Origin of the sequence: Amycolatopsis thermoflava N1165, from assembly GCF_000473265.1 — a bacterium.
GTDB lineage: Bacteria > Actinomycetota > Actinomycetes > Mycobacteriales > Pseudonocardiaceae > Amycolatopsis_E > Amycolatopsis_E thermoflava.
The window spans coordinates 4,146,169-4,166,890 of record NZ_KI421511.1 but is presented as its reverse complement, the minus strand read 5'-3'; the positions used below and the strand labels follow the sequence as shown (position 1 = coordinate 4,166,890).

Annotated in this window: 20 protein-coding genes; 12 read left to right on the top strand and 8 right to left on the bottom strand. The window is 70.9% G+C overall.

Features of this window, described 5'->3' with window-relative positions; all coding sequences use genetic code 11:
• The gene (locus AMYTH_RS45365) at positions 1–705 is read right to left on the bottom strand and encodes a hypothetical protein (RefSeq protein ID WP_148085697.1); all 705 of its coding nucleotides are present in this window, start codon (positions 703–705) and stop codon (positions 1–3) included.
• Between the two features lie 519 nt (positions 706–1,224).
• On the opposite strand from AMYTH_RS45365, the gene AMYTH_RS0120520 reads away from it, so the two are divergent.
• On the top strand, positions 1,225–1,818 hold the full coding sequence (locus tag AMYTH_RS0120520) for an Rv1733c family protein (RefSeq protein ID WP_027931893.1): 594 nt from the start codon (positions 1,225–1,227) through the stop codon (positions 1,816–1,818).
• Positions 1,819–2,013: 195 nt separating this feature from the next.
• Here AMYTH_RS0120520 and AMYTH_RS0120515 read toward each other — a convergent pair whose 3' ends face one another.
• The gene (locus AMYTH_RS0120515; RefSeq protein WP_027931892.1) at positions 2,014–2,640 is read right to left on the bottom strand and encodes an alpha-ketoglutarate-dependent dioxygenase AlkB; all 627 of its coding nucleotides are present in this window, start codon (positions 2,638–2,640) and stop codon (positions 2,014–2,016) included.
• Between the two features lie 119 nt (positions 2,641–2,759).
• Positions 2,760–3,479 (bottom strand): IclR family transcriptional regulator, encoded by a 720-nt coding sequence (locus AMYTH_RS0120510; protein ID WP_027931891.1) that lies wholly within the window; start codon positions 3,477–3,479, stop codon positions 2,760–2,762.
• A gap of 128 nt (positions 3,480–3,607) precedes the next feature.
• On the opposite strand from AMYTH_RS0120510, the gene leuC reads away from it, so the two are divergent.
• The 3 genes from leuC (at position 3,608) to AMYTH_RS0120495 (ending at position 6,490) form a co-directional block, all read left to right on the top strand.
• The gene (gene leuC, locus AMYTH_RS0120505; RefSeq protein WP_017987478.1) at positions 3,608–5,023 is read left to right on the top strand and encodes a 3-isopropylmalate dehydratase large subunit; all 1,416 of its coding nucleotides are present in this window, start codon (positions 3,608–3,610) and stop codon (positions 5,021–5,023) included.
• A gap of 16 nt (positions 5,024–5,039) precedes the next feature.
• Positions 5,040–5,642, top strand: coding sequence for a 3-isopropylmalate dehydratase small subunit (gene leuD / locus AMYTH_RS0120500; RefSeq protein ID WP_017987479.1), 603 nt, complete (start codon positions 5,040–5,042; stop codon positions 5,640–5,642).
• Positions 5,643–5,869: 227 nt separating this feature from the next.
• On the top strand, positions 5,870–6,490 hold the full coding sequence (locus tag AMYTH_RS0120495; protein WP_027931890.1) for an HU family DNA-binding protein: 621 nt from the start codon (positions 5,870–5,872) through the stop codon (positions 6,488–6,490).
• Positions 6,491–7,221: 731 nt separating this feature from the next.
• Here the strand turns inward: AMYTH_RS0120495 and AMYTH_RS0120490 are convergent.
• The 3 genes from AMYTH_RS0120490 to cofC form a co-directional block, all read right to left on the bottom strand.
• Positions 7,222–8,160, bottom strand: coding sequence for an NUDIX hydrolase (locus tag AMYTH_RS0120490; RefSeq protein ID WP_084022639.1), 939 nt, complete (start codon positions 8,158–8,160; stop codon positions 7,222–7,224).
• Positions 8,157–10,343 (bottom strand): RNA degradosome polyphosphate kinase, encoded by a 2,187-nt coding sequence (locus tag AMYTH_RS0120485; protein WP_017987482.1) that lies wholly within the window; start codon positions 10,341–10,343, stop codon positions 8,157–8,159. The genes AMYTH_RS0120490 and AMYTH_RS0120485 overlap by 4 nt, the downstream gene beginning before the upstream one ends.
• A gap of 116 nt (positions 10,344–10,459) precedes the next feature.
• Positions 10,460–11,095: a 2-phospho-L-lactate guanylyltransferase gene (cofC, locus tag AMYTH_RS0120480; protein WP_020421983.1), complete on the bottom strand. Its 636-nt coding sequence runs from the start codon at positions 11,093–11,095 to the stop codon at positions 10,460–10,462.
• A gap of 68 nt (positions 11,096–11,163) precedes the next feature.
• Here cofC and AMYTH_RS0120475 point away from each other — a divergent pair, with 68 nt between their 5' ends.
• The 6 genes from AMYTH_RS0120475 to AMYTH_RS47110 all read left to right on the top strand — a co-directional run bounded on the left by AMYTH_RS0120475 (position 11,164) and on the right by AMYTH_RS47110 (position 16,144).
• Positions 11,164–11,865 (top strand): lysophospholipid acyltransferase family protein, encoded by a 702-nt coding sequence (locus tag AMYTH_RS0120475; RefSeq protein ID WP_027931888.1) that lies wholly within the window; start codon positions 11,164–11,166, stop codon positions 11,863–11,865.
• A 2-nt stretch (positions 11,866–11,867) separates the two neighbouring features.
• A complete protein-coding gene (locus AMYTH_RS0120470; protein WP_027931887.1) occupies positions 11,868–12,875 on the top strand; it encodes an NAD(P)H-dependent glycerol-3-phosphate dehydrogenase in 1,008 nt (335 codons plus the stop codon).
• 175 nt (positions 12,876–13,050) lie between these two features.
• Positions 13,051–13,515, top strand: coding sequence for a cysteine dioxygenase (locus tag AMYTH_RS0120465; RefSeq protein ID WP_017987486.1), 465 nt, complete (start codon positions 13,051–13,053; stop codon positions 13,513–13,515).
• A 114-nt stretch (positions 13,516–13,629) separates the two neighbouring features.
• Positions 13,630–14,142, top strand: a complete 513-nt coding sequence (locus AMYTH_RS0120460) for a YbaB/EbfC family nucleoid-associated protein (RefSeq protein WP_027931886.1) — start codon at positions 13,630–13,632, stop codon at positions 14,140–14,142.
• Entirely contained in the window at positions 14,139–14,450 is a 312-nt protein-coding gene (locus tag AMYTH_RS0120455; protein WP_378366231.1) for a type VII secretion target, read from the top strand. The genes AMYTH_RS0120460 and AMYTH_RS0120455 overlap by 4 nt, the downstream gene beginning before the upstream one ends.
• Complete coding sequence (locus AMYTH_RS47110; protein ID WP_051362764.1) at positions 14,447–16,144, top strand: WXG100 family type VII secretion target; 1,698 nt, start codon at positions 14,447–14,449, stop codon at positions 16,142–16,144. Before AMYTH_RS0120455 ends, AMYTH_RS47110 begins: the two co-directional genes overlap by 4 nt.
• Before the next feature lie 39 nt (positions 16,145–16,183).
• Here the strand turns inward: AMYTH_RS47110 and AMYTH_RS0120440 are convergent, their stop codons facing one another.
• The gene (locus tag AMYTH_RS0120440) at positions 16,184–17,356 is read right to left on the bottom strand and encodes an AAA family ATPase (protein WP_027931884.1); all 1,173 of its coding nucleotides are present in this window, start codon (positions 17,354–17,356) and stop codon (positions 16,184–16,186) included.
• A gap of 9 nt (positions 17,357–17,365) precedes the next feature.
• A complete protein-coding gene (locus AMYTH_RS0120435) occupies positions 17,366–18,013 on the bottom strand; it encodes a pyridoxamine 5'-phosphate oxidase family protein (RefSeq protein ID WP_027931883.1) in 648 nt (215 codons plus the stop codon).
• Between the two features lie 71 nt (positions 18,014–18,084).
• On the opposite strand from AMYTH_RS0120435, the gene pdxR reads away from it, so the two are divergent.
• Positions 18,085–19,455 (top strand): MocR-like pyridoxine biosynthesis transcription factor PdxR, encoded by a 1,371-nt coding sequence (gene pdxR / locus AMYTH_RS0120430; protein ID WP_027931882.1) that lies wholly within the window; start codon positions 18,085–18,087, stop codon positions 19,453–19,455.
• A 36-nt stretch (positions 19,456–19,491) separates the two neighbouring features.
• Entirely contained in the window at positions 19,492–20,577 is a 1,086-nt protein-coding gene (locus AMYTH_RS0120425; RefSeq protein ID WP_037322622.1) for a D-alanine--D-alanine ligase family protein, read from the top strand.
• Positions 20,578–20,722 lie beyond the last annotated feature (145 nt).

Here is a 20,722-nt window from a genome sequence, read left to right as displayed (position 1 = left end):
TCAGAACCGGGCGGTGCCGCCGGCCCCGGTCTCCACGCCCGCCTTGGGCGCGAACGAGACCTGGGCGTCGCCGCCGTTGCTCTGCTGCCACTCGCCGGACTCGCCCGAGCCCGGGACCGGAGCCACGCCGCCGCCGGACGCGCCGCCGCCCTGCGGGGCGCCCGCGCAGGTCCAGTCGGCCGTGACGGTGCCGGAGTCGAAGGACTTGCCCTCGTGCAGCTGCACCAGGTAGTCCCAGTACCGGCCGTCCTGTTCCTCCTGGTACGGGCCGTCGAGGATGTCGAAGTCCGGCGACCACACGCCGGTCGGCTGGCCCGCGGCGCAGGCGATGATCAGCACGCCGGTGCCGTCGCCCAGGTCGATGCCGTAGGCGGTGTCGTCCTCGTACGGCGGCTCCTCCGGGGCGCTGCTGGAGGTCGACGTCGGCTCGCTCGACCCGGTGGTCGTCGTGACGGGCGTCGTCGTGGTGCCCGGGCTGCTGGTGAGGCTCGGCCGGCTGGTGGTCGTGGTGGCCGAGGACGTCTCGCTCGTCGTCTCGGCGGACGAGCTCGGCGCGGACGTCTCCGTGCTCTCCGGCGCGGCCGACGTCGTGGTGGTGACCTCCGGGGTCGTGCTCTCCTCGGCGAGCGCTGCCGGGGCGGTGGTGAGGGTGATCAGCGCACCGCTGATCACGGCTGCCGCGAGGCGGCCCAAGGGCTTACGCAAAGTGACTCCACTGGTGTTGCTCGGAACGCGCGGTGACCCCGACCGCCCTCGGCGCGCGCGTCATCACTCTTCTGGCCGAGGGTCTCGCGTGATCCTCCCCGATTCCGGTCACGGGGAGAAACGAAAAGGCATGTGACAGAAATTGTCCGGGAAATGTGTAACGCGGACGCCCTAATCGGCGATCGCGAATCGACGCGTTACATCAAGGGACGATAACAGCAGTCCGCGACCGTGACCAGGCCGGTTCGGCGCGAAAATTTCCCACGGCTTGGCCGGTGGTCGCGGATCGCCAGGTGGAGGCGGTCACGGAGCGTGGCGCCCGGCCGGGCGGGAAAGCCCTTTCGGTCGATGTTGTGAACCGTTCACCGGTGCCAGCATGGAGAGATCCCGATCTTGAGCCGTTGTGAGGGGCGGCTCACAGCGGTCTTGGTCTCGTTTCAGTGCCAATTCGGGTACGGGCGAGGCACAGTGGGTATTGCGATTGTGCTTGCCGAGGTGGAGAGGAAGGGGGATTAGACCGTGACCGGACCAATCGGGCGTTTCTGGCGGCGCCTGCACATCGGTCGCAACCCGTTGGCCAGAACGTCCGACCGGGTCGAGGCTGCGCTTCTGTTGGTGGTGGTGCTGGGGCTGCTCGTCGCGGTTCCGCTGGCGTTGTTCACCGGGTCTCGGACGTACGGGGGTCAGCTGGCGGTTTCCGAAGATCAGCGCGCTTCGCGGCACCTCGTGACCGCGACGCTGCTCGAGGACGCGCCGGCGCCGGTGCCGGCGACCGAGGGCGCGTTCTCGACCAGCAGCACGGCCGGGGTGCACGCGACGTGGACCTACAACGGCGGGGAGCCGAAGACGGGCATCGTGGCGGCCGACCCCGGCGCGACGGCCGGGTCGACCGTGCCGGTGTGGATCAACGAAGCCGGTGACCCGGCGCCCGCGCCGATCAGCTCGACCGACGCGGCCACGACCGGCGTGCTGGCGGGGATCTTCGCCTGGCTCGTGGCGGCGCTCGTGCTGACCGCGACGTACTGGATCACGCGCTTCGTGCTGGACCGCAGGCGCGCCGCGCGCTGGGAAGCGGAATGGGCCACGCTCGGCGACCGCTGGGCGCGTTCCTGACTGTTCTTACTGGGGTCTGACACGCCGCTCGCGGGCATCCGACGAGGATGCCCCCTGCGGCGCTCCTCCGCTCCGGCGGACACCACTGGGGTGACGGCTGCTTTCTTCAGCGGACACCACCGGGGTTCAGCGCTGCCGCCGTTGCCTGTTCCTTAGGGCGAACCGTGCCGCCGCTCGGGTTGGCGGCTGCTGTTTTCAGCGCACGCCGCGGGGGCGGAACTGGATGCTGATCCTCGGCCCGACGGGGCGGTTCGTCTTCGGGATGGCGTGCTCCCACGTCCGCTGGCACGAACCGCCCATGACGATGAGGTCGCCGGGGCCCAGGAGTTGCCGCACGGTCGCCCCGCCGCCGCGTGGGCGCAACAGCATGCTCCGCGGCGCGCCGACCGACACGATCGCCACCATGGTGTCCTCGTGCGAACCCCGGCCGATCGTGTCGCCGTGCCACGCCACGCTGTCCCGGCCGTCGCGGTAGAAGCACAGCCCCGCCGTGCGGAACGGCTCGCCGAGCTCGTCCCCGTAGTGCCGGCTCAACGCGGCCCGCGCGTCGTCCAGCACCGGGTCCGGCAGGCGCTCGTCCTCGCCGTAGAAGCACAACAGCCGCGGCACGTCGACCACCCGGTCGTACATCCGGCGGCGCTCCGCGTGCCACGGCACGTCCGCCGCCAGGCGCTCGAACAACACGTCCGCGCCCGACAGCCACCCCGGCCGCAGATCGATCCACGCGCCGTCGCCCAGTTCCGTGCGCCGCGTCTCGGTCAGGGACCCGAGCGAACATTCCTCGGCCTGATCGAACAGCGAACCCTGCAGCCCTGCGGTCATGACCCGAGGCTACCCCAAATCGAACGTGTGTTCTACCCGCTGCCGTGTTGTACCCGGCGCCGTGTTCTACCCGGCGCCGGATCGCCGAACTCGTTGCCACCGGCCGGACCGGTCGGGAACTACAGCCGTTCCTGCAACGCCTCCGCCGCCGCGAGCAGATCCGCCGCCCAGCGCGCGCCCGGCTTGCGCCCTATCCGTTCCACCGGACCGGAAACCGACACGGCCGCGATCACGTTGCCCGCGGAATCCCGCACCGGCGCGGAAACACTCGCCACGCCCGGCTCCCGCTCGGCCACGCTCTGCGCCCACCCGCGACGGCGCACCTCGAGCAGCGTCCGTTCCCCGAACACCGCGTCCGCCAAGATGGTGCGTTGCGTGTGCGGATCGGACCACGCGGCAAGCACCTTCGCGCCCGAGCCCGCCGTCATCGACAGCCGCGTCCCGATCGGCACCGTGTCACGCAGCCCGCTCATCGGCTCCGCGGTCGCCACGCACACGCGCTGCACCCCGTCGCGCCGGTACAACTGGACGCTCTCCCCGGTGATGTCCCGCAGCTTCGGCAGCACCGAACTCGCCGCGTCCAGCAACGGATCCGCGGTGCCGCCCGCGAGTTCGGCGAGCGCGGATCCCGGGCGCCAGCGGCCGTCCGGCCCGCGCCGCAGCAGCCGGTGCACCTCGAGACCGACGGCGAGGCGGTGCGCGGTCGCGCGCGGCAACCCGGTCCGGGTGCACAGTTCCGCGAGCCCGCACGGATCTTCGGCGACGGCCTGCAGCACGGCGACGGCCTTGTCCAGAACGCCGATACCGCTCTGCTGGTCAGAAGAGCTATGCTGTCCCACGACGCGATACTAGCTTCCCGGGATTTGGGAAGTCCAGAATCTGGGAAAATCGAACCCGAGGTCGCTGACGTTCCCGCGACGGTCCTCAGGTTCCTTTGCTCCCAATCAACCTCGTGGGAGGAGCACAGATGACCACCACGCGGCCGCGGACACTGGCCGAGAAGGTGTGGGAGGCGCACACCGTGCGCCGCGGTGAAGGAGCGGAGCCCGACCTGCTCTACATCGACCTGCACCTGGTGCACGAAGTCACCAGCCCGCAGGCGTTCGACGGTCTCCGGCTGGCCGGCCGCAAGGTGCGGCGCCCGGACCTGACCATCGCGACCGAGGACCACAACGTCCCGACCGTCGACATCGAACTCCCGATCGCCGACCCGGTGTCCCGCACCCAGGTCGAGACGCTTCGGAAGAACTGCAAGGAGTTCGGCGTCCGGCTGCACCCGATGGGCGACGCCGAGCAGGGCATCGTGCACGTCATCGGCCCGCAGCTGGGCCTGACCCAGCCCGGGATGACGGTCGTGTGCGGTGACAGTCACACCTCCACCCACGGCGCGTTCGGCGCGATGGCCTTCGGTATCGGCACCTCCGAGGTCGAGCACGTGCTGGCCACCCAGACCCTGCCGCTGCGGCCGTTCAAGACGATGGCGATCAACGTCGACGGCAGGCTCCGGCCGGGTGTCACGGCGAAGGACGTCATCCTCGCCGTCATCGCCAAGATCGGCACCGGCGGCGGCCAGGGCTACGTCCTGGAGTACCGGGGCAGCGCGATCGAGGCACTGTCGATGGAAGCCCGCATGACGATCTGCAACATGTCGATCGAGGCGGGCGCGCGCGCCGGGATGATCGCCCCGGACGAGACCACCTTCGCCTACCTGAAGGGCCGCCCGCACGCCCCGCAGGGCGCCGACTGGGACGCCGCGGTGGAGAACTGGAAGTCGCTGCGCACCGACGAGGGCGCCGTGTTCGACGCCGAGGTCCACCTCGACGCCGACTCCCTGACCCCGTTCGTGACGTGGGGCACCAACCCCGGCCAGGGCCTGCCGCTGAGCGAGTCGGTGCCGGACCCGGAGCAGATCGCGGACGAGACCGAGCGGTTCGCCGCCGAGAAGGCCTTGTCCTATATGGACCTCAAGCCGGGCACCCCGCTGCGGGACATCAAGGTCGACACCGTCTTCCTCGGCTCGTGCACCAACGGCCGGATCGAGGACCTGCGGGCCGCCGCGGACGTGCTCCAGGGCCGCAAGGTGGCCGAGGGTGTCCGGATGCTCGTCGTCCCCGGCTCGATGCGGGTGCGCCAGGCCGCCGAGGCCGAGGGGCTGGACAAGGTCTTCCTCGACGCCGGCGCGGAGTGGCGCCAGGCGGGCTGCTCGATGTGCCTCGGCATGAACCCGGACCAGCTGGCCCCCGGCGAGCGCAGCGCGTCCACCTCCAACCGCAACTTCGAGGGCAGGCAGGGCAAGGGTGGCCGCACCCACCTCGTCTCGCCGCTCGTCGCGGCCGCCACGGCCGTCCGCGGCACGCTGTCCAGCCCCGAAGACCTGAACTGAAGGAGCCCCCACCACCATGGAGCCGTTCAAGACGCACACCGGCATCGGAGTGCCCCTGCGCAGGTCCAACGTGGACACTGACCAGATCATCCCGGCCGTCTACCTCAAGCGGGTCAGCCGCACCGGTTTCGAGGACGGCCTGTTCGCCGCCTGGCGGACCGACGAGTCGTTCATCCTGAACCAGGAGCCGTTCAAGGCCGGCAGCGTGCTCGTCGCCGGTCCGGACTTCGGCACCGGGTCCTCGCGCGAACACGCTGTCTGGGCATTGATGAACTACGGCTTCCGGGTCGTCATCTCCTCCCGCTTCGCCGACATCTTCCGGGGCAACTCCGGGAAGCAGGGTCTGGTGGCCGCCCAGTGCGAGCAGTCGGACGTCGAGCAGCTGTGGAAGATCCTCGAGAACGACCCCGGCACGGAGGTCACGGTCGACCTCGAGGCGAAGACCGTGCGGGCCAAGGACTTCCAGACGACCTTCGCGATCGACGACTACACCCGCTGGCGGCTGCTGGAGGGGCTGGATGACATCGCTCTCACCCTGCGACACGCCGACGAGATCGACCGGTTCGAGTCGCAGCGTCCCAGCTGGAAGCCGGTGACCACCCCGGTGGCGGCCGGATAACACGAATTCCCTGCTCAGCAAGGGATTCGCACCCGGTCCGAGGCCGGGAACACCACGCCGAACGGCGCGCGGAAGGGCCCGAGAGGGTCGCTCAGGAGGCGGAAACCACGCCCCGCCTGCAGAAAAATTCCGCGCGCCGTTTGGAATTTTGGGCGAGTTGGTAATACCGTGTGCGTGAAGTCGGCCGATGTGGCCGTGTGACACGTAGTTCTTCATGGAGGACTGGAATGGCCAACAAGGCCCAGCTGATCGAGGCGCTCTCCGAGCGTCTGGGCGACAAGAAGGTTGCTTCCCAGGCGGTCGACAACCTGGTGGACATCATCATTCGCACCGTGCAGAAGGGCGAGAAGGTCAACATCACCGGTTTCGGTGTGTTCGAGAAGCGTGCCCGCGCGGCCCGCACCGCTCGCAACCCGCGCACCGGTGAGACGGTCAAGGTGAAGAAGACCAACGTCCCGGCCTTCCGCGCCGGCACGACCTTCAAGGACGTCATCAGCGGTGCCAAGAAGCTGCCGAAGGCCACGGCGGCGAAGCGCACGACGACTTCGACCCGCAGCGCTGCCGCTTCGACCCGCAGCACCGGCACCACCGCGTCGCGCTCGACGACCTCGCGGGCCACCACCGCGAAGGCGACGACCACGCGTCCCACCGCGACCCGCAGCACCAGCACGCGCAGCCGCGCCGCGGCCGCCACCAAGACGGCGGCCCCGAAGGCCACGGCTTCGAAGACCACGGCGGCGAAGTCCACCGCGGCCAAGAAGACGACCGCCACCAAGGCGGCCCCGAAGGCCACCGCGGCGAAGACCACTGCCGCGAAGAAGACCACCACGACCCGGAAGAAGAAGTAAGCGCCGTAGCGATTGCTTCTCGGCAGGGCCCCCGCGTAACCCGCGGGGGCCCTGCCGCGTTTTGGGCCCAAAACGCGAGCTGGGTGGTCATCCCGTCGCCTGACACCGGCGCCATCACCTTGAGCCAGGGCCGCAACCTCTGTGCTCACCGCAGGCCGGGCATGCCAACCTTGCGGCCCTGGCTCAAGGTGATATGCACAAACCGGAAGGCGACGGGATGACCACCCAGCCACCCACCCAAGGTGACACGAGAGGCTCTTCTGTCATCCCGGAGCCTGCCCGTCCGGCGAGGACTATCTCTTGATCTTTAGAGCCGCGCCTTGGGTAGGCGGGGAGTCCGCCCTTCGGACGGTGCGCCTCACGGCGCGAGAAAGGTCGCCTTGGGTGCCGACCTCCCCCGCCCCCTCACCTCGATTGTGTATCGGTCGCCGAGCAGCGGCGTCAAGGCGGGAAAGAGTACCTTGACCCCGCTGATCGGCGACCAAAAGCAGGCTGTGGATCGGGGGCGGGGGAGGTCTGGTTGGGGTGGTCGGTCTGCTTGCGTTGTCGGCTTGCGTTCGCGGCGTGGGGGAGGGCCGGGGTGTGGTCGGTCCGCTGGCGTTGCCGGGCGGCGGTTGCGGAATGGGGGCGAGGCCTGGTGCGTTGGTCGGTCCGCTGCCGTTATCGGCTTGCGTTGGCGAGGTGGGCGGGGGGCGTCGGTGCGCTGCGACCACCGTCGCAGGCGGACTGAACTACACCTGGCTCGTGGCGGGGGTTGGCAGCGCTGTGGGCAGGTAGTCCGCCGCCACGAGCTGGGGTCCGCCGTTGCCGGGCGCGGCCCGGAACGAGAGCACCCACACCGAGCCCTTCTTGCTCGGCACCTTCTCACCTTCATCCACAGGCAGGCGCACGCCGTCTCGCGTGGCCAACCGTGTCACCAGGTCCGGGATCACCCCGCCCTGGCTGCACACCACGGGCGTCCCGCCGACGGACACCAGCGCCAGCAGCCTGGCGAGCCCGGCGTCCCGGTCGTCCCAGTAGTGTTCTTCCGCCATCAGGTCCTCGTGCTCCACCGGCACACCGAGGTCGTCCGCCACGCCGCGCACCGTCTGCTCGCACCGCAACCGGGGAGCGGCCACCACCCTGTCCGGTCCGAACAGCGGCAACAACGCCCGCAGCGCGGCTGCCTGCCGGATGCCGCTCGGGGACAGCGGGCGCAGGTCGTCGTCACCGCGCCACTCGTCCCGCTTTCCGGCCTTCGCGTGCCGCACGAGCAACAGCGTGGTCAACCCCGCAGGCAATGCTTCGAAATCCTCGAGCACCGACCGGTCACTGTCGTACGACAGCAACCCGGCCGCCTCCGCGGGCGCGAGCCACCTCAGCTCGTCGACCTCCTCGTTGGGCTCGAAAGCCCCCGAAACAGCCGCCGCGCTGTAGTAGTCCACCGACTTCGGCCCGGCCGCCACCGAGTACCGCACCGTCCGCAGGTGCCGCCCCAGATGAGCCCGGAAACCGGTCTCCTCCGCGATCTCCCGCACCGCCGCGGCGGGCAGGGTCTCCCCGCTGTCGAGCTTCCCCTTCGGCAGCGACCAGTCGTCGTAGCGGGGTCGGTGCGCGACGGCCACCTCGACCCCGCCGGAACCGGTCCGCCACAGCACCGCACCCGCGGCGCGGACACGAACAGAACTCACCCGTTGGCCCCGTGCTTCTTCAACAACTCGTTCTGGTGGTCGCGGACCTGGGTGGTGTCCGCGGGAGACGGCTGCCACTCCCCGCTGTCGGTCAGTACCCAGCACCGCGTCGCCGGGTCCAGCGCCGAATCGAGGATCTCGTCCAGCTGCCTGGTCAGCCGCACGTCCTTGACCTGCACCATCGCCTCGATCCGGCGGTCCAGGTTGCGGTGCATCATGTCCGCGCTGCCGATCCAGTAGGTGCGCCCGGCGAGGAAATGGAAGATGCGGGAATGCTCCAGGAACCGCCCGAGAATGGACCGGACGGAAATGTTCTCGGACAGTCCGGGCACGCCCGGTTTCAGGGCGCAAATACCCCGCACCACGATCTCCACCGGAACCCCTTCGGCGGAGGCCCGGTAGAGCGCGTCGATGATTTGCTCGTCGACGAGCGAGTTGCACTTGATGCGGATACCGGCTTCCGCGCCGGCGTGCTTGTGCTCGATCTCCTCGTCGATCAGCCGCAGGATGCCGCGCCGGATCCCGGCCGGTGAGGTGAGGATGTTGCGGTAGGTGTCCTGCCGCGAATACCCGGTCAGCACGTTGAACAGGTCCGTGATGTCCGCGCCGATGTCCGGGTCCGCAGTCAGCAGGCCGACGTCCTCGTAGAGCCGCGCCGTCTTCGGGTTGTAGTTGCCGGTGCCGATGTGGCAGTAGCGGCGGATGGTCGAGCCCTCCTGGCGCACCACCATCGCCACCTTGCAGTGCGTCTTCAGCCCGACGAGCCCGTACACCACGTGCACCCCGGCCCGCTCCAGCGTGCGGGCCCAGGTGATGTTGGCCTCCTCGTCGAACCGGGCTTTGATCTCCACCAGCGCCACGACCTGCTTGCCCGCCTCGGCGGCGTCGATGAGCGCGTTCACGATGGGGGAGTCACCGGACGTGCGGTACAGGGTCTGCTTGATGGCCAGCACCTTGCTGTCTCCGGCGGCCTGCTCGATGAACCGCTGCACGCTCGTGGAGAACGAGTCGTACGGGTGGTGCACGAGCACGTCGCCCTCGCGCAGGGTGGCGAAGACGCTCTTCGGCGTCTCGTGCTCACCGAACGCCGGGTGCGTGGCCGGGACGAAAGGGCGGTCCTTCAGTTCCTTGCGGTCCAAACTGGAAAGCTGCATCAGGCACGTCAGGTCCAGCAGCCCGGGCACCTCGACCACGTCGTGCGGATCGACCTCCAGCTCCCGCAGCAGCAGGTCGAGCACGTGCTCGCTCATGTCGTTGGCGACCTCGAGCCGCACCGGCGGGCCGAACCGGCGCTGCGCCAGCTCCCGCTCCAGTGCCTGCAACAGGTCCTCGTCGCGGTCCTCGTCCACATCCACGTCGGCGTTGCGGGTCACCCGGAAAACGTGGTGCTCGGTGACCTCCATGCCGGTGAACAGCTCACCGAGGTGCGCCGCGATCAGCTCCTCCAACGGCAGGAACGTCGCGACGCGGCTCTCCCGCTGCTGCTCGACGCGGATCAGGCGCGGCACGTTGTTCGGCACCTTGACCCTGGCGAACCGCTCGGTGCCCAGGTCCGGGTCCCGCACCGTGACGGCCAGGTTCAGCGACAGCCCGGAGATGTAGGGGAACGGGTGCGCCGGGTCGACCGCCAGCGGCGTCAGCACCGGGAAGATCTGCTCGGTGAAGTAGTCCGACAGCCGCGCCTGGTCGTCCGCCTCCAGATCGGCCCAGCACACGATCTGGATGTCGTGCTTGGCCAGCTCCGGGCGGACGTGCTCCTCGAACGCGGCGGTGTGCCGCTCAACCAGGTCCTGGTTGCGCTTGGCGATGTAGGCCAGCTGCTCGCGCGGGGTGAGCCCGTCGGCGCTGCGCACCGGCAGGCCGGTCTCGTCGCGGCGCTTCAGCCCGGCCACCCGCACCATGTAGAACTCGTCCAGATTGGACGCGAAGATGGCGAGGAACTTGGCCCGCTCCAGCAGCGGCTGGGACGCGTCCTCGGCCAGCGCCAGCACCCGGGCGTTGAAGTCCTGCCACGACAGCTCGCGGTTGAAGTACCGGTCGTCGGGCAGGGACGCGGGCGGCAGGTCCGACGACGGGGTCACCGCCGGGGGCGCGGACGGGATGGCGCGGAATCTCGTGGGCGCGGCGGTCTCGCCGGACGCCGGTTGGGTCGTTGCCGGGGGGTTGGTCTCGTCGCTGCTCACCCTCGCATTGTTCCCTACTTCGGGCCTGCCTGCCGATACTCCGAGTGAGAGATTGAGCAGTTCACCCGTGCTCCGCAGGACCACCCGGAGCAGTTCGCCGAGCGGCCGGGTGATGTTCACGCGACCTCCCGTGAGCAGAGCACCGCCCGTGTCCGGTCGCCGACACCCAGGCGGCAGGCCTCCGCGAGGTCCGCCGGGGTGTCCACGTCCCGGCGCAGGGTCGGCAGGTCCAGTTCCAGCGGCACCGCGCCGGACCCGGCGTGCGCCGCGGCCGAACCGGCGCCGAACCGCGGGTCGAGGGGCCCGCCCGGTTCGGACAGCAACAGCGTCGTGCCGGTGCCGTCGGCGTCCGCGACGAACACCCGCCTGCCCTCCGCCGCGGCGAGCGCTGCGGCCAGTTCCGCGGGACGCAAAGCGGGCAGATCGGCTTGAATCGCCCCGACCACGGCGTCCGGGTCCCGCTGCCGGAGCAGCGCCTCGCCCTGCCGCAGCGCGGAGTTCAGGTCGCCGTCGCCGCGCTCGCCGACGACCTCCACCCCAGGGCGTCGCAGGCCGGACACGGCTGCCGGATCCGCGGCGACCACCAGCAGGCGGACGCCGGCGTCGGTCGCCGCGGCCAGGGTGTCCCAGGCCAGGGCCAGTACGAGCGCGGCGTGGTCGCGCTCGTCCACCGCGCCACGCAGGCGGGACTTGCCTGCCCGCGGCGGCTTCAGCGGGACGATCAGGCCGGAGATTTCGACGGGTACGGGCACACCCCCATCTTTCCGCAATCGTGCACCTAGGATCAGCTACCGGCAGCACACACACAGCAGGAGGAGTCTTGGCCGGTCGTGAGAAGGGCGGGTTCTGGGTCGGAGCCGCCGCCGTGCTGTTCTACCCGGTGAGCTGGATCGGCAGGCGGGTCTACACCGGCGCCGAGCGCATCCCGCGGGAAGGTCCGGCGCTCGTGGTCATGAACCACGTCTCGCACATGGACCCCGCCGTCGACGCGGTGTTCATCCACCGCCAGAAGCGTGTGCCGCGGTTCCTGGCCAAGGACAGCCTCGCCCGCACGCCGATCTTCGGGAAGATCCTCGTCGGCGCGGGCAGCATCCCGGTCTACCGCGGGTCCGCGCAGGCCGGTGACAGCCTCCGCGCCGCGCACCAGGCGCTGCAGGAGGGCAAGGTCGTCGTCATCTACCCCGAGGGCACCATCACCAAGGACCCGAACGGCTGGCCGAAGCGGTCGCACACCGGGGTCGCGCGGCTGGCGCTCGACAACGACGTCCCGGTGATCCCCGTGGCGCGCTGGGGCACCCAGCAGATCCTGGACTTCTACCACAAGAAGGTGCGGCTGGTGCCGCGCACGACCGTGACGCACGCGGTCGGCGAACCGGTCGACCTGTCCGCCTACCGCGGCAAGCCGCAGACCGGTCCGCTGCTGCGGGAGGTGACGGAACTGCTCATGGAGCGGGTCACCGAGCTGCTGGCCGACGTCCGCGGTGAGCAGCCGCCCGCCCGCAAGCCCGAGGCGGCGGACTGACGATGGTGCAGCGCATCACCGTGCTCGGCGCGGGTTCGTGGGGCACCGCGTTCGCGAAGGTGCTCGCCGACGCGGGCCGGGACGTGACGATGTGGGCCCGGCGGGAGGAAGTCGCCGGCGAGATCCGCGAGCGGCACGCCAACAGCGGTTACCTCCCGGGCATCGAACTGCCCGCCAACCTGACCGCGACGCACGACCCGGCCGAGGCGCTGGCGGGCGCGGAGGCGGTCGTGCTGGCCGTGCCCAGCCAGAGCCTGCGCGCGAACCTCTCCGGCTGGCGGGAACTCCTGCCGCGCGGCGCGATCCTGGTCAGCCTCGCCAAGGGCGTCGAACTCGGCACGCTCAAGCGGATGAGCGAGGTGATCGCCGAGATCAGCGGCGTGTCCGGCGACGAGATCGTGGTGGTGTCCGGCCCGAACCTGGCGCGGGAGATCGCGCAGGGGCAGCCGGCGGGCGCGGTGCTCGCGTGCGCCGACCACGACCGCGCGGTCGCGATCCAGCAGGCCAGTTTCAACTCATACTTCCGGCCCTACACCAACACCGACGTGGTGGGCTGCGAGGTCGGTGGCGCGGCGAAGAACGTCATCGCGCTGAGCTGCGGCATGGCGGTCGGCATGGGGCTGGGGGCCAACACCACGGCCACGCTCATCACCCGCGGGCTGGCGGAGATGGCGCGGCTGGGCACGAAGCTGGGCGCCGACCCGCTGACGTTCGCCGGGCTCGCCGGGGTCGGCGACCTCGTGGCGACCTGTTCGTCCCCGCTGTCCCGCAACCGCACCTTCGGCGAGCGGCTCGGCCGCGGCGAGACGCTGGAGCAGGCGCAGGCCGCGGCGGGCGGGCAGGTCGCCGAGGGCGTGATGTCCTGCACGTCCATCCGCGAACTGGCCCACAAGCACGGTGTGGACATGCCGATCACGGACGCGATGCACCGCGTGTGCCACGAGGGGGCGGACCCCCGCCAGGTGGGCGCCGAGCTGCTCGGCCGCCGCCAGAAGCACGAGTGGTCCTAGCAAGTGGAACGGATTTGACGCCCGCCCGGCCTGCTGGTTGGGTGGGCGCCATGACGACGCGTGGCCTGATGACCCGGCGGGATCTCCGCTGCGGCGCCGCGCTGTGTCCTTGTTGTTGTCGCTGACCCAGCCCAGCCTGCCCGACAACCCCCTTTTTCCGAGGACACCTCTTTTCATGTTTGCCGTTCCGGACAACACCGTTGCCCTGACCGAGAAGCCCGTCCTGCGCCACCCGGTGCGGGTCGCGCTCGAGTTCGCCGCCGACCGCGACCGCTGGCGGCACCTGCTGCGCTACGACCCGGACGAGCGGTTCTCCGCGCTCGTCGAGGCGCGCGACGACGAGGAGATCTGGCTGATGGGCTGGCTGCCCGGCCAGCACACCGACCTGCACGACCACGGGCACTCGACGGGCGCGTTCACCGTCGTCAGCGGACGTCTCACCGAGACCGTCGCGCGGCGCGGGGTGACCGAGGTGCACGCGTTGTCGGCGGGGCAGTCGCGAGTCTTCGGGCCGGGGTACGTGCACCAGGTGCGCAACGACGGCCCGGACCCGGCGATCAGCATCCACGTCTACCGCAGCGGCGGGCGGGTCATGCGGTCCTACCACCTCGACCCGGTCACCGGACCGGTCCGCGACTGACCCTTTCGCCCGTTAGGGAAAGGTTCCCGGGGAGTTCGCCGCATCCGGGCGAAACCTCACGATCGCTGCGGTAGCCTGCGCCTTGATCATCGGACACGCGCGCAGGGGAGCAGGATGCAGCCGAATCTGAGGCCGGGGGAGGACTTCCAGCACCTGCTCGAACAGCAGGTGCGGGAGATGCAGCAGAAGGCCGCGGCGCTGCAGGACGCGCTCGGCGAGGCGTCGGCGACGGTGCGGTCGAAGGACGGTTCGGTGACCGTCACGATCGCGCCGAACGGTGCGCTGCAACGCCTCGAACTCGGCCACCGCGCCTGCGACCTCGGCCCGGCGCGCCTCACCGCCGCGATCATGGAGGCGGTGCGGGAAGGTCAGCGGCAGGCCGCGCGCGCCGTCTCGGACTCGTTCACCGCGATCGCGGGCGACGGCGAGTCCGCTGAGGTGATCAGGAGTTTCCTGCCGCCGGTCGAGGACGAGCCGGAGGACTTCGCCGAGCCCGAGGCGGAAGCGACACCGCCGCCTCCGCCGCCGGTTCCGCCGGTGTCTCCGGTGCAGCAGCAGCGTCCCGCGCCGCGGCGGCCGCGCCCGGCGTCCCCGGCGGATGACGACGACGAGATGAGGCCGTGGTGAGCGGTTCCGGTTTCGAGGTCGATTCGGCTCCGCTGGTCGCGTTCGGCCAGCACCTCGACCAGTTGACGGAGAACCTGAAGGGCACCGCCGGGGTGGTCGGCGGGTGCGTCGGCGACATCGGCATCTTCGGGATGGTCGGGCAGATCTTCGGCGCCGGCGTCACGTTGTGGTGCGGCAAGGCCGAAGACCAGCTCAACAAGTACTCGGGCACGATCACCGAGTTCGCCGACAACGTGCGCGAGGCCGCGAAGGCCTACGACGCGCACGACGCCGAAACCGCTGCCGGACTGCTGGGGTTCAAGGCATGAGCGAGTACAAGCCCGGGGACGTCGGCCTGCACATGGCCGAGAAGTGGCAGACCGGCGCCGGGTTCTTCGACGCCGCGGTCAGCTTGAACGAGGCCGTCAAGGAGAACGACAAGGTCGCGATCGGCATCGGCTCGGCCGGTCTCGCGCTGGAGACGCTGGGTCTCGCACTCGACCCGATCGGCAGCCTGCTGACCGCCGGGATCGGCTGGCTGATCGAGCACATCTCGGTGCTGCGGTGGCCGCTGGACATCATGTGGGGCGACCCCGAGGGCATCGCGGCGGCCGAGGAAGCGGTCAAGGCCGAGAAGGCGAAGCTCGAGCAGTGGGCGCAGGACCACCAGACCAAGCTCGCGACGCTGATGGAGAGCTGGACCGGTGAGGGCGCCGACCAGTTCCGCAAGAGCATGGAGGCGGTGACCGACCAGCTCAACGCGATCGGCGGTTACCTGGAGAACGCCGGGAAGTCGATGAAGGTCGCCGGCGGTCTGGTCGGCGCCTTCCGCGGCATCGCGCGCGACCTGATCGCCATGCTGCTCGCGACGATCATCAAGGGCGCGCTGATCGCGGCGGCGCTGGCGCCGGTGACGTTCGGCGCGTCGATCGCGATCTTCATCGGCACGACGATCGGCATGGTGGCCACCGCATTGGGCAAGATCGGCGCGAAGATCGCCGAGCTGACCAGGAAGCTGGTGGACCTGGGGGCGTCGCTGAGCAAGCTCGGCAAGGCCGGTGACGACCTCGCCGGAGCCAAGCCGCCGTCGGTGAAGCCCGGTTCGAGCGGCCCGCCGCCGGCGAACTCCGGTGCGCCGGTGTCGAGTGGCCCCAAGCTGAACGACCCGCCGCCGGCTCCGGTTGTGGGGCCGAAGCCTGCGGATGCGGCGCCGGTGTCGGGTGGGCCGAAGTTGAATGATCCGCCGCCGGCTCCGGTTGTGGGGCCGAAGCCTGCGGATGCGGCGCCCGTGTCGAGTGGGCCCAAGCTGGACGATGCGGTGACGACTTCGTCCGCCGCACCGAAGCCTGCCGACCCACCGCCGTCGCCGGTGTCCGGTGGGCCGAAGCTCAACGATCCCGCTCCGGCGCCCAAGCCGGCGGATGTGCAGCCGGTGCCCGTGCCGCCGAAGCTGGACACCTCCGCCACGGCTTCGCCGAAGCCAACTGACAACGCGCCCGGCTCGCCGAAGCCGACGGACAACGCGCCCGGCTCGCCGAAGCCCACGGATCAGTCCCAGACCGGCGGCAACAACCAGCCTGGCGGCTCGAATCAGGCGGGCAACAACCAGCCTGGCGGCTCGAACCAGCCCGGCAACAACCAGCCCGGCAACAACCAGGCGGGCAACAACCAGGCGGGCAACAACCAGGCGGGCAACAGCGCACCGGGCGGCAACCAGGCGACCCCGGATCCCACGCACCACCGGTTGTCCGAGCAGATGTCGCAGGCCATCAAGAACGAACTGGCCAAGATCGAGGGCGTCACGCCCGAGACGCTGGCCAAGTTCGACAAGATCAGCAACTTCTCGGTCGCCCAGCTGGGCAAGCTGTTCGGCGAGGAGGGCGCCGCGAAGTTCGAGCAGGCCATCAAGTACATGACGGACCCGTGGTTCGGCTACCGCGGCCTGGCAGGCAAGACGATCATCGACATGATCAAGGGCGTCCCGACGAGCGTCGGCAACGTCACCGGCGGCGACGACGAATGACCAGCGGCCCCGCGCTCCGCACCCGGCGGAGCGCGGGGCTCACCGCTTCGGCCAGTGCCAGGCGGGCCGGTCCAGCCTGCCCTGCCCGGCGAGGACCGTCGCGCCGAACTCCTTCTCCAGTTCCAGCACCGCGGCCTCCGGCGCGATCGCCGACAACGCGTGCACCAGCGGCCGCGCGTGCGACACCACGATGAGCTGCGCGCGGGCCTTGGCGATCAGCGCGGCCAGCGCAGGCAACAGGTCCGGGTGCAGGCTCGTCTCGGGTTCGTTCAGCACCAGCAGTTCCGGCGGCCGCGGGCTCAGCAACGCCGCCACCCACAACAGGTAACGCAACGTCCCGTCCGACAACTCCGCCGCCCCCAGCGGGCGCAGCAACCCGTGCTGGTGGAACCGCAACCGCAGCAACCCGTCGACCGCTTCGACCTCCACTCGAGACCGCGGGAACGCGTCGGACACCGCCTCGGCCAGTGCTTCGTCGTCACCGAACTCCTGGATCGTCCGCAATGCGGCGGCCAGGTCGCCGCCGTCGTGGTCCAGCACCGGGGTGCGGGTGCCGATCCGATCCTGCCGCGCGGGCGCGTCCGCGTCGGTGCGGAACTGGTCGTAGAACCGCCACGACCGCAACCGTTCCCGCACCACCAGCAGTTCGGGACAGGCCCGCGGGTCGGCCAGTTCGCTCAGCATGCTGTCGGTGAGCCCGATGCGCGAACTCCCCGCCCACGCGCCCGAATCGTCGCGCACGCGCACCGCCGGGCCCGCCCGGTCGGCGAGCAACGCCGCCGGCCGCAGCACGGGCCCGCGCCACAGACACTCCCGTTTGAACTCCGGGTCGAGGTTGAACAGGGTGGGCCGCAGCGGATCCGACGACGGCACGGGCAACCCGAAGTCGAGCGCGTAACCGAATTCGTCGCCGGAGAACCCGAGCCGCAGCCCCACCGCCTTCGTGCGCACCGTCCCCTGCACCGGCGCGCGGCCCTCGCGGACCGCGCGCCCGACCGACTCCGGCCCCGCCCACAGCGTCGACGGCAGCCCGCCTTCCCGGGCCAGTGCGGCGACCGCGCCGTTCCGCCCGGCGTCGGCGAGCAATCGCAGCGCCCGGTACAGGTTGGACTTCCCGGTGCCGTTGACGCCGGTGACGACCGTCAGCCGGGACAACGGCAGCACCAGGTCCCGCAACGAGCGGTAGTTCTCGACGGCGAGGGTGGTCAGCACACCCCGACGCTACCCACGCGCACGCACGTGCGGCGGGATCGGCGCACCCGCGGGCATGTACGCGGCCGGGATGGGCTCGCCGAAGGTGGTCTGGACCGGCACCACCCCGGCCCAGATCTCGTGGCTGTCCATGTCCTCCGGCTCGTCGATCGGCTCGCCGGCGCGGATCTTCACCGACGCCTCCGCGAGATCCAGCGCCAGCACCGAAACCGACGCCAGCTCCTTCGCGTTCACCGCCCGCGCGTGGTCCCACGAGCCCGGCGTGAGGTGCTCGGTCACGACGTGCAGCCCGTGCATCTTCTCCTCGCCAGTCACCAGGCGCGCGCTTCCGTGCACGACCGCGCTGCGGTAGTTCATGGAGTGGTTGTTTAGCGAGCGCGCGTAGACCAGACCGTCGAGCAGAGTGACCGTGACGCACACGTCGATGCCCGTGGCCGCCGCGCGCAGGTTCCCGGCGCCCGTCGAACCGTGGAAGTACAGGGTGTCGCTGTCGCGGCCGTAGCCGGTGGGCAGCACGACGGGGGAGCCATTCAGCACGAGCCCGAGGTGGCAGATCAGGCCGTCGTCGAGCACCTCGTACAGGCGCTCGCGATCGGTGGCCGCGCGGTCCTTCTTGCGGGTCAGGGTGCTGCGCGGGGTGGGCGAGAGCGTGGTCATGCCTTCAGTGTCGAAGGTATAGTGGACTCCTGGTAGATCCACTTTCGAGACAAAACGAAAGGCCACTTCTGGTGTCCCAGCCCGCGACCGCGCTGCCCGTCACCCTCGACCGCGAGGCCGCGACGCCGCTGGCCGTGCAGCTCGCCGACGCCCTGCGCGACGCGGCGGCGACCGGGCACCTGCGCGGCGGCGACCGCCTGCCGTCCACCCGGGCCCTCGCCGCCCGGCTCGGCGTCAGCCGCACCGTCACCTCCGCCGCCTACGAGCAACTGCACGCCGAAGGGTGGATCACCGGGCGGCACGGTTCCGGCACCTACGTCACCACTTCACCACCCAGTGACCGGCCCGTCCAACGGGTCGTCCCCGGAGAGGTCGCCGAGCCGGAAGAGCTGCTCGACCTCACCCCGGGCACGCCGTGGGCGGCGGGCATCGACCGGGCCGCCTGGCGCCGGGCCTGGCGCGCCGCCGCCGACACACCTCCGCTGACCAGCGCGCACCGGGCCGGGCTGCCGGAGTACCGGGCGGCGATCGCCGAGCACCTGCTGCGCCACCGCGGGCTGGCGGTCGGCACCGACTCGGTGCTGGCGACCGGCGGCACCACCGCCGCGGTGTTCGAGCTGGCCGGGGCCGTCTTCCACGCCGGGGACACGGTCGCCGTCGAGGAGCCCGGCTACCAGCGGGCGGTGGAGGCGTTCCTGAGCGCCGGGCTGAAGGTGGTCGGCGTGCCGGTCGACGGCGAGGGCCTGCGTACGGATGCGATCCCGGCCGGCGTGCGCGGGGTCTACTGCTCGCCCGCGCACCAGTACCCGATGGGGTCGCGGCTGAACGCGGCCCGCCGGGTGGAACTCGTCGAGCGGGCCCGCGCCGAGAACATGCTGATCATCGAGGACGACTACGACGGCGAGCTGCGGTTCGACGTCGCGCCGCTGCCGCTGCTCGCCGCGCTCGCGCCGGACGTCGTGGTGCATCTCGGCACCACCAGCAAGATCCTCACGCCCACCCTCGGCGCGGGGTGGATGGTCGCGCCGGGCGCGGTCACGTCGTCCGTGCTCGGGCACCGCGACCGCACGGGAACGCGCCCGTCACCGGCGGGCCAGCGGGTGCTGGTCGAACTCGCCCGGCACGGCGACCTGGGCCGTCACCTGCGGAAACTGCGGCGGGAGCTGTCCGAGCGGCGGGTGCTGCTGGTGTCGGCGCTGCGCGAGGCCGGGATCACGGTGCTGGGCGACGACGCGGGCGCGCACCTGGTGGTGCCGTTCCCGTCGCCGGAGGTGGAGCGGGAGCGGCTGGCGGCGGGCCGGGTGCGGGGGATCCGGCTGGACGGGCTGGCGCGGCACTTCGCCGGCACGCCGACGGCCTTCGGCGTGGCGATCGGCTACGCGGGCTGTTCGCGGGAGGCGCTCAGTGGCGCGCTGGACACGCTGGTGGGCTTACTGCGCTGATCGGATCGGGGCAAGAGCCCGGTAGGGTGACGGCCCATGAGGAAGACGCGGGTGGCCGTGGTGTTCGGCGGCCGGAGCACCGAGCACACCATCTCGTGCCTGTCGGCGGGCAGCGTGCTGGCGCACCTGGACCGCGACCGATTCGAGGTCGTGCCCATCGGGATCACCCGCGAGGGCGGCTGGGTGCTGGGCACAGCCGACCCGAAGACCCTCACCATCCAGGACCGGCAGCTGCCCTCGGTCGACGGCGGCCAGTCGCTGGTGCTGGCCGGTGACCCGACGCGGCGCGAGCTGGTCGTCACGGAGCCGGGCGCCGAGGCGCTCGGCGGGGTCGACGTCGTCTTCCCCGTGCTGCACGGCGCCTTCGGCGAGGACGGAACGCTGCAGGGGCTGCTGGAGATGGCCGGGATCCCGTACGTCGGGCCGGGCGTGCTCGCCAGCGCCGCGGCGATGGACAAGGGCTACGCGAAGAAGTTGCTCGCCGCGGAGGGGCTGCCGGTCGGGCGCTACGTCGAGCTGCGCCGTGGTCAGTCCACTCTGGACGCCGCCGACCGGGAGCGGCTGGGGTTGCCGGTGTTCGTGAAGCCGTCGCGGGCCGGGTCCTCGATCGGCATCAGCAAGGTGACCGACTGGGCCGACCTGGACGCGGCGATCGCCCTTGCGCGCGAAACCGACCCGAAGGTGCTGGTCGAGGCGGCCGTGCCCGGGCGCGAGGTCGAGTGCGGCGTGCTGGAGTTCCCGGACGGCCGGGTGGAGGCGTCGCTGCCCGCCGAGGTGCGCGTGCTCTCCGACGACGAGTCCGCCTGGTACGACTTCGAAACGAAGTACATCGGCGAGGACGCGGAGCTGGACATCCCCGCGAAGCTGGACGATTCGGTCACCGAGAAGCTGCGCGCCCAGGCGGTGAAGGCGTTCGAGGCGCTCGACTGCCAGGGCCTGGCGCGGGTGGACTTCTTCGTGGGCCCGAACGGCGAGCTGACGGTCAACGAGGTCAACACCATGCCCGGCTTCACGTCGACCTCGGCGTACCCGAAGATGTGGCAGGTCACCGGCGTCGACTACCGCACGCTGCTGACGACGCTGATCGACACCGCGCTGGCAAGGGGCACCGGGCTGCGCTGACCCGCGCTGCTGGTGGACCGGCTTACTCGGGTGCGGCCGGGTCTGGCGGGCCGGCCCCGCACTTGGGCGGCTGCGCCGGAAGCACAGGCCACTTTCCCGGCGCAGTCCAAGGCTCCGGCAGTCAGAACCGCAGCGGTACGGCGGG

Coding starts and splice junctions, on each gene's coding strand:
- leuC (WP_017987478.1), top strand. CDS start 3,608: ATGACCACCACGCGGCCGCGGACACTGGCCGAGAAGGTGTGGGAGGCG.
- AMYTH_RS0120460 (WP_027931886.1), top strand. CDS start 13,630: ATGCAGCCGAATCTGAGGCCGGGGGAGGACTTCCAGCACCTGCTCGAA.
- AMYTH_RS0120515 (WP_027931892.1), bottom strand. CDS start 2,640: ATGACCGCAGGGCTGCAGGGTTCGCTGTTCGATCAGGCCGAGGAATGT.
- AMYTH_RS0120470 (WP_027931887.1), top strand. CDS start 11,868: ATGGTGCAGCGCATCACCGTGCTCGGCGCGGGTTCGTGGGGCACCGCG.
- AMYTH_RS0120495 (WP_027931890.1), top strand. CDS start 5,870: ATGGCCAACAAGGCCCAGCTGATCGAGGCGCTCTCCGAGCGTCTGGGC.
- AMYTH_RS0120425 (WP_037322622.1), top strand. CDS start 19,492: ATGAGGAAGACGCGGGTGGCCGTGGTGTTCGGCGGCCGGAGCACCGAG.
- AMYTH_RS47110 (WP_051362764.1), top strand. CDS start 14,447: ATGAGCGAGTACAAGCCCGGGGACGTCGGCCTGCACATGGCCGAGAAG.
- AMYTH_RS0120465 (WP_017987486.1), top strand. CDS start 13,051: ATGTTTGCCGTTCCGGACAACACCGTTGCCCTGACCGAGAAGCCCGTC.
- AMYTH_RS0120435 (WP_027931883.1), bottom strand. CDS start 18,013: ATGACCACGCTCTCGCCCACCCCGCGCAGCACCCTGACCCGCAAGAAG.
- leuD (WP_017987479.1), top strand. CDS start 5,040: ATGGAGCCGTTCAAGACGCACACCGGCATCGGAGTGCCCCTGCGCAGG.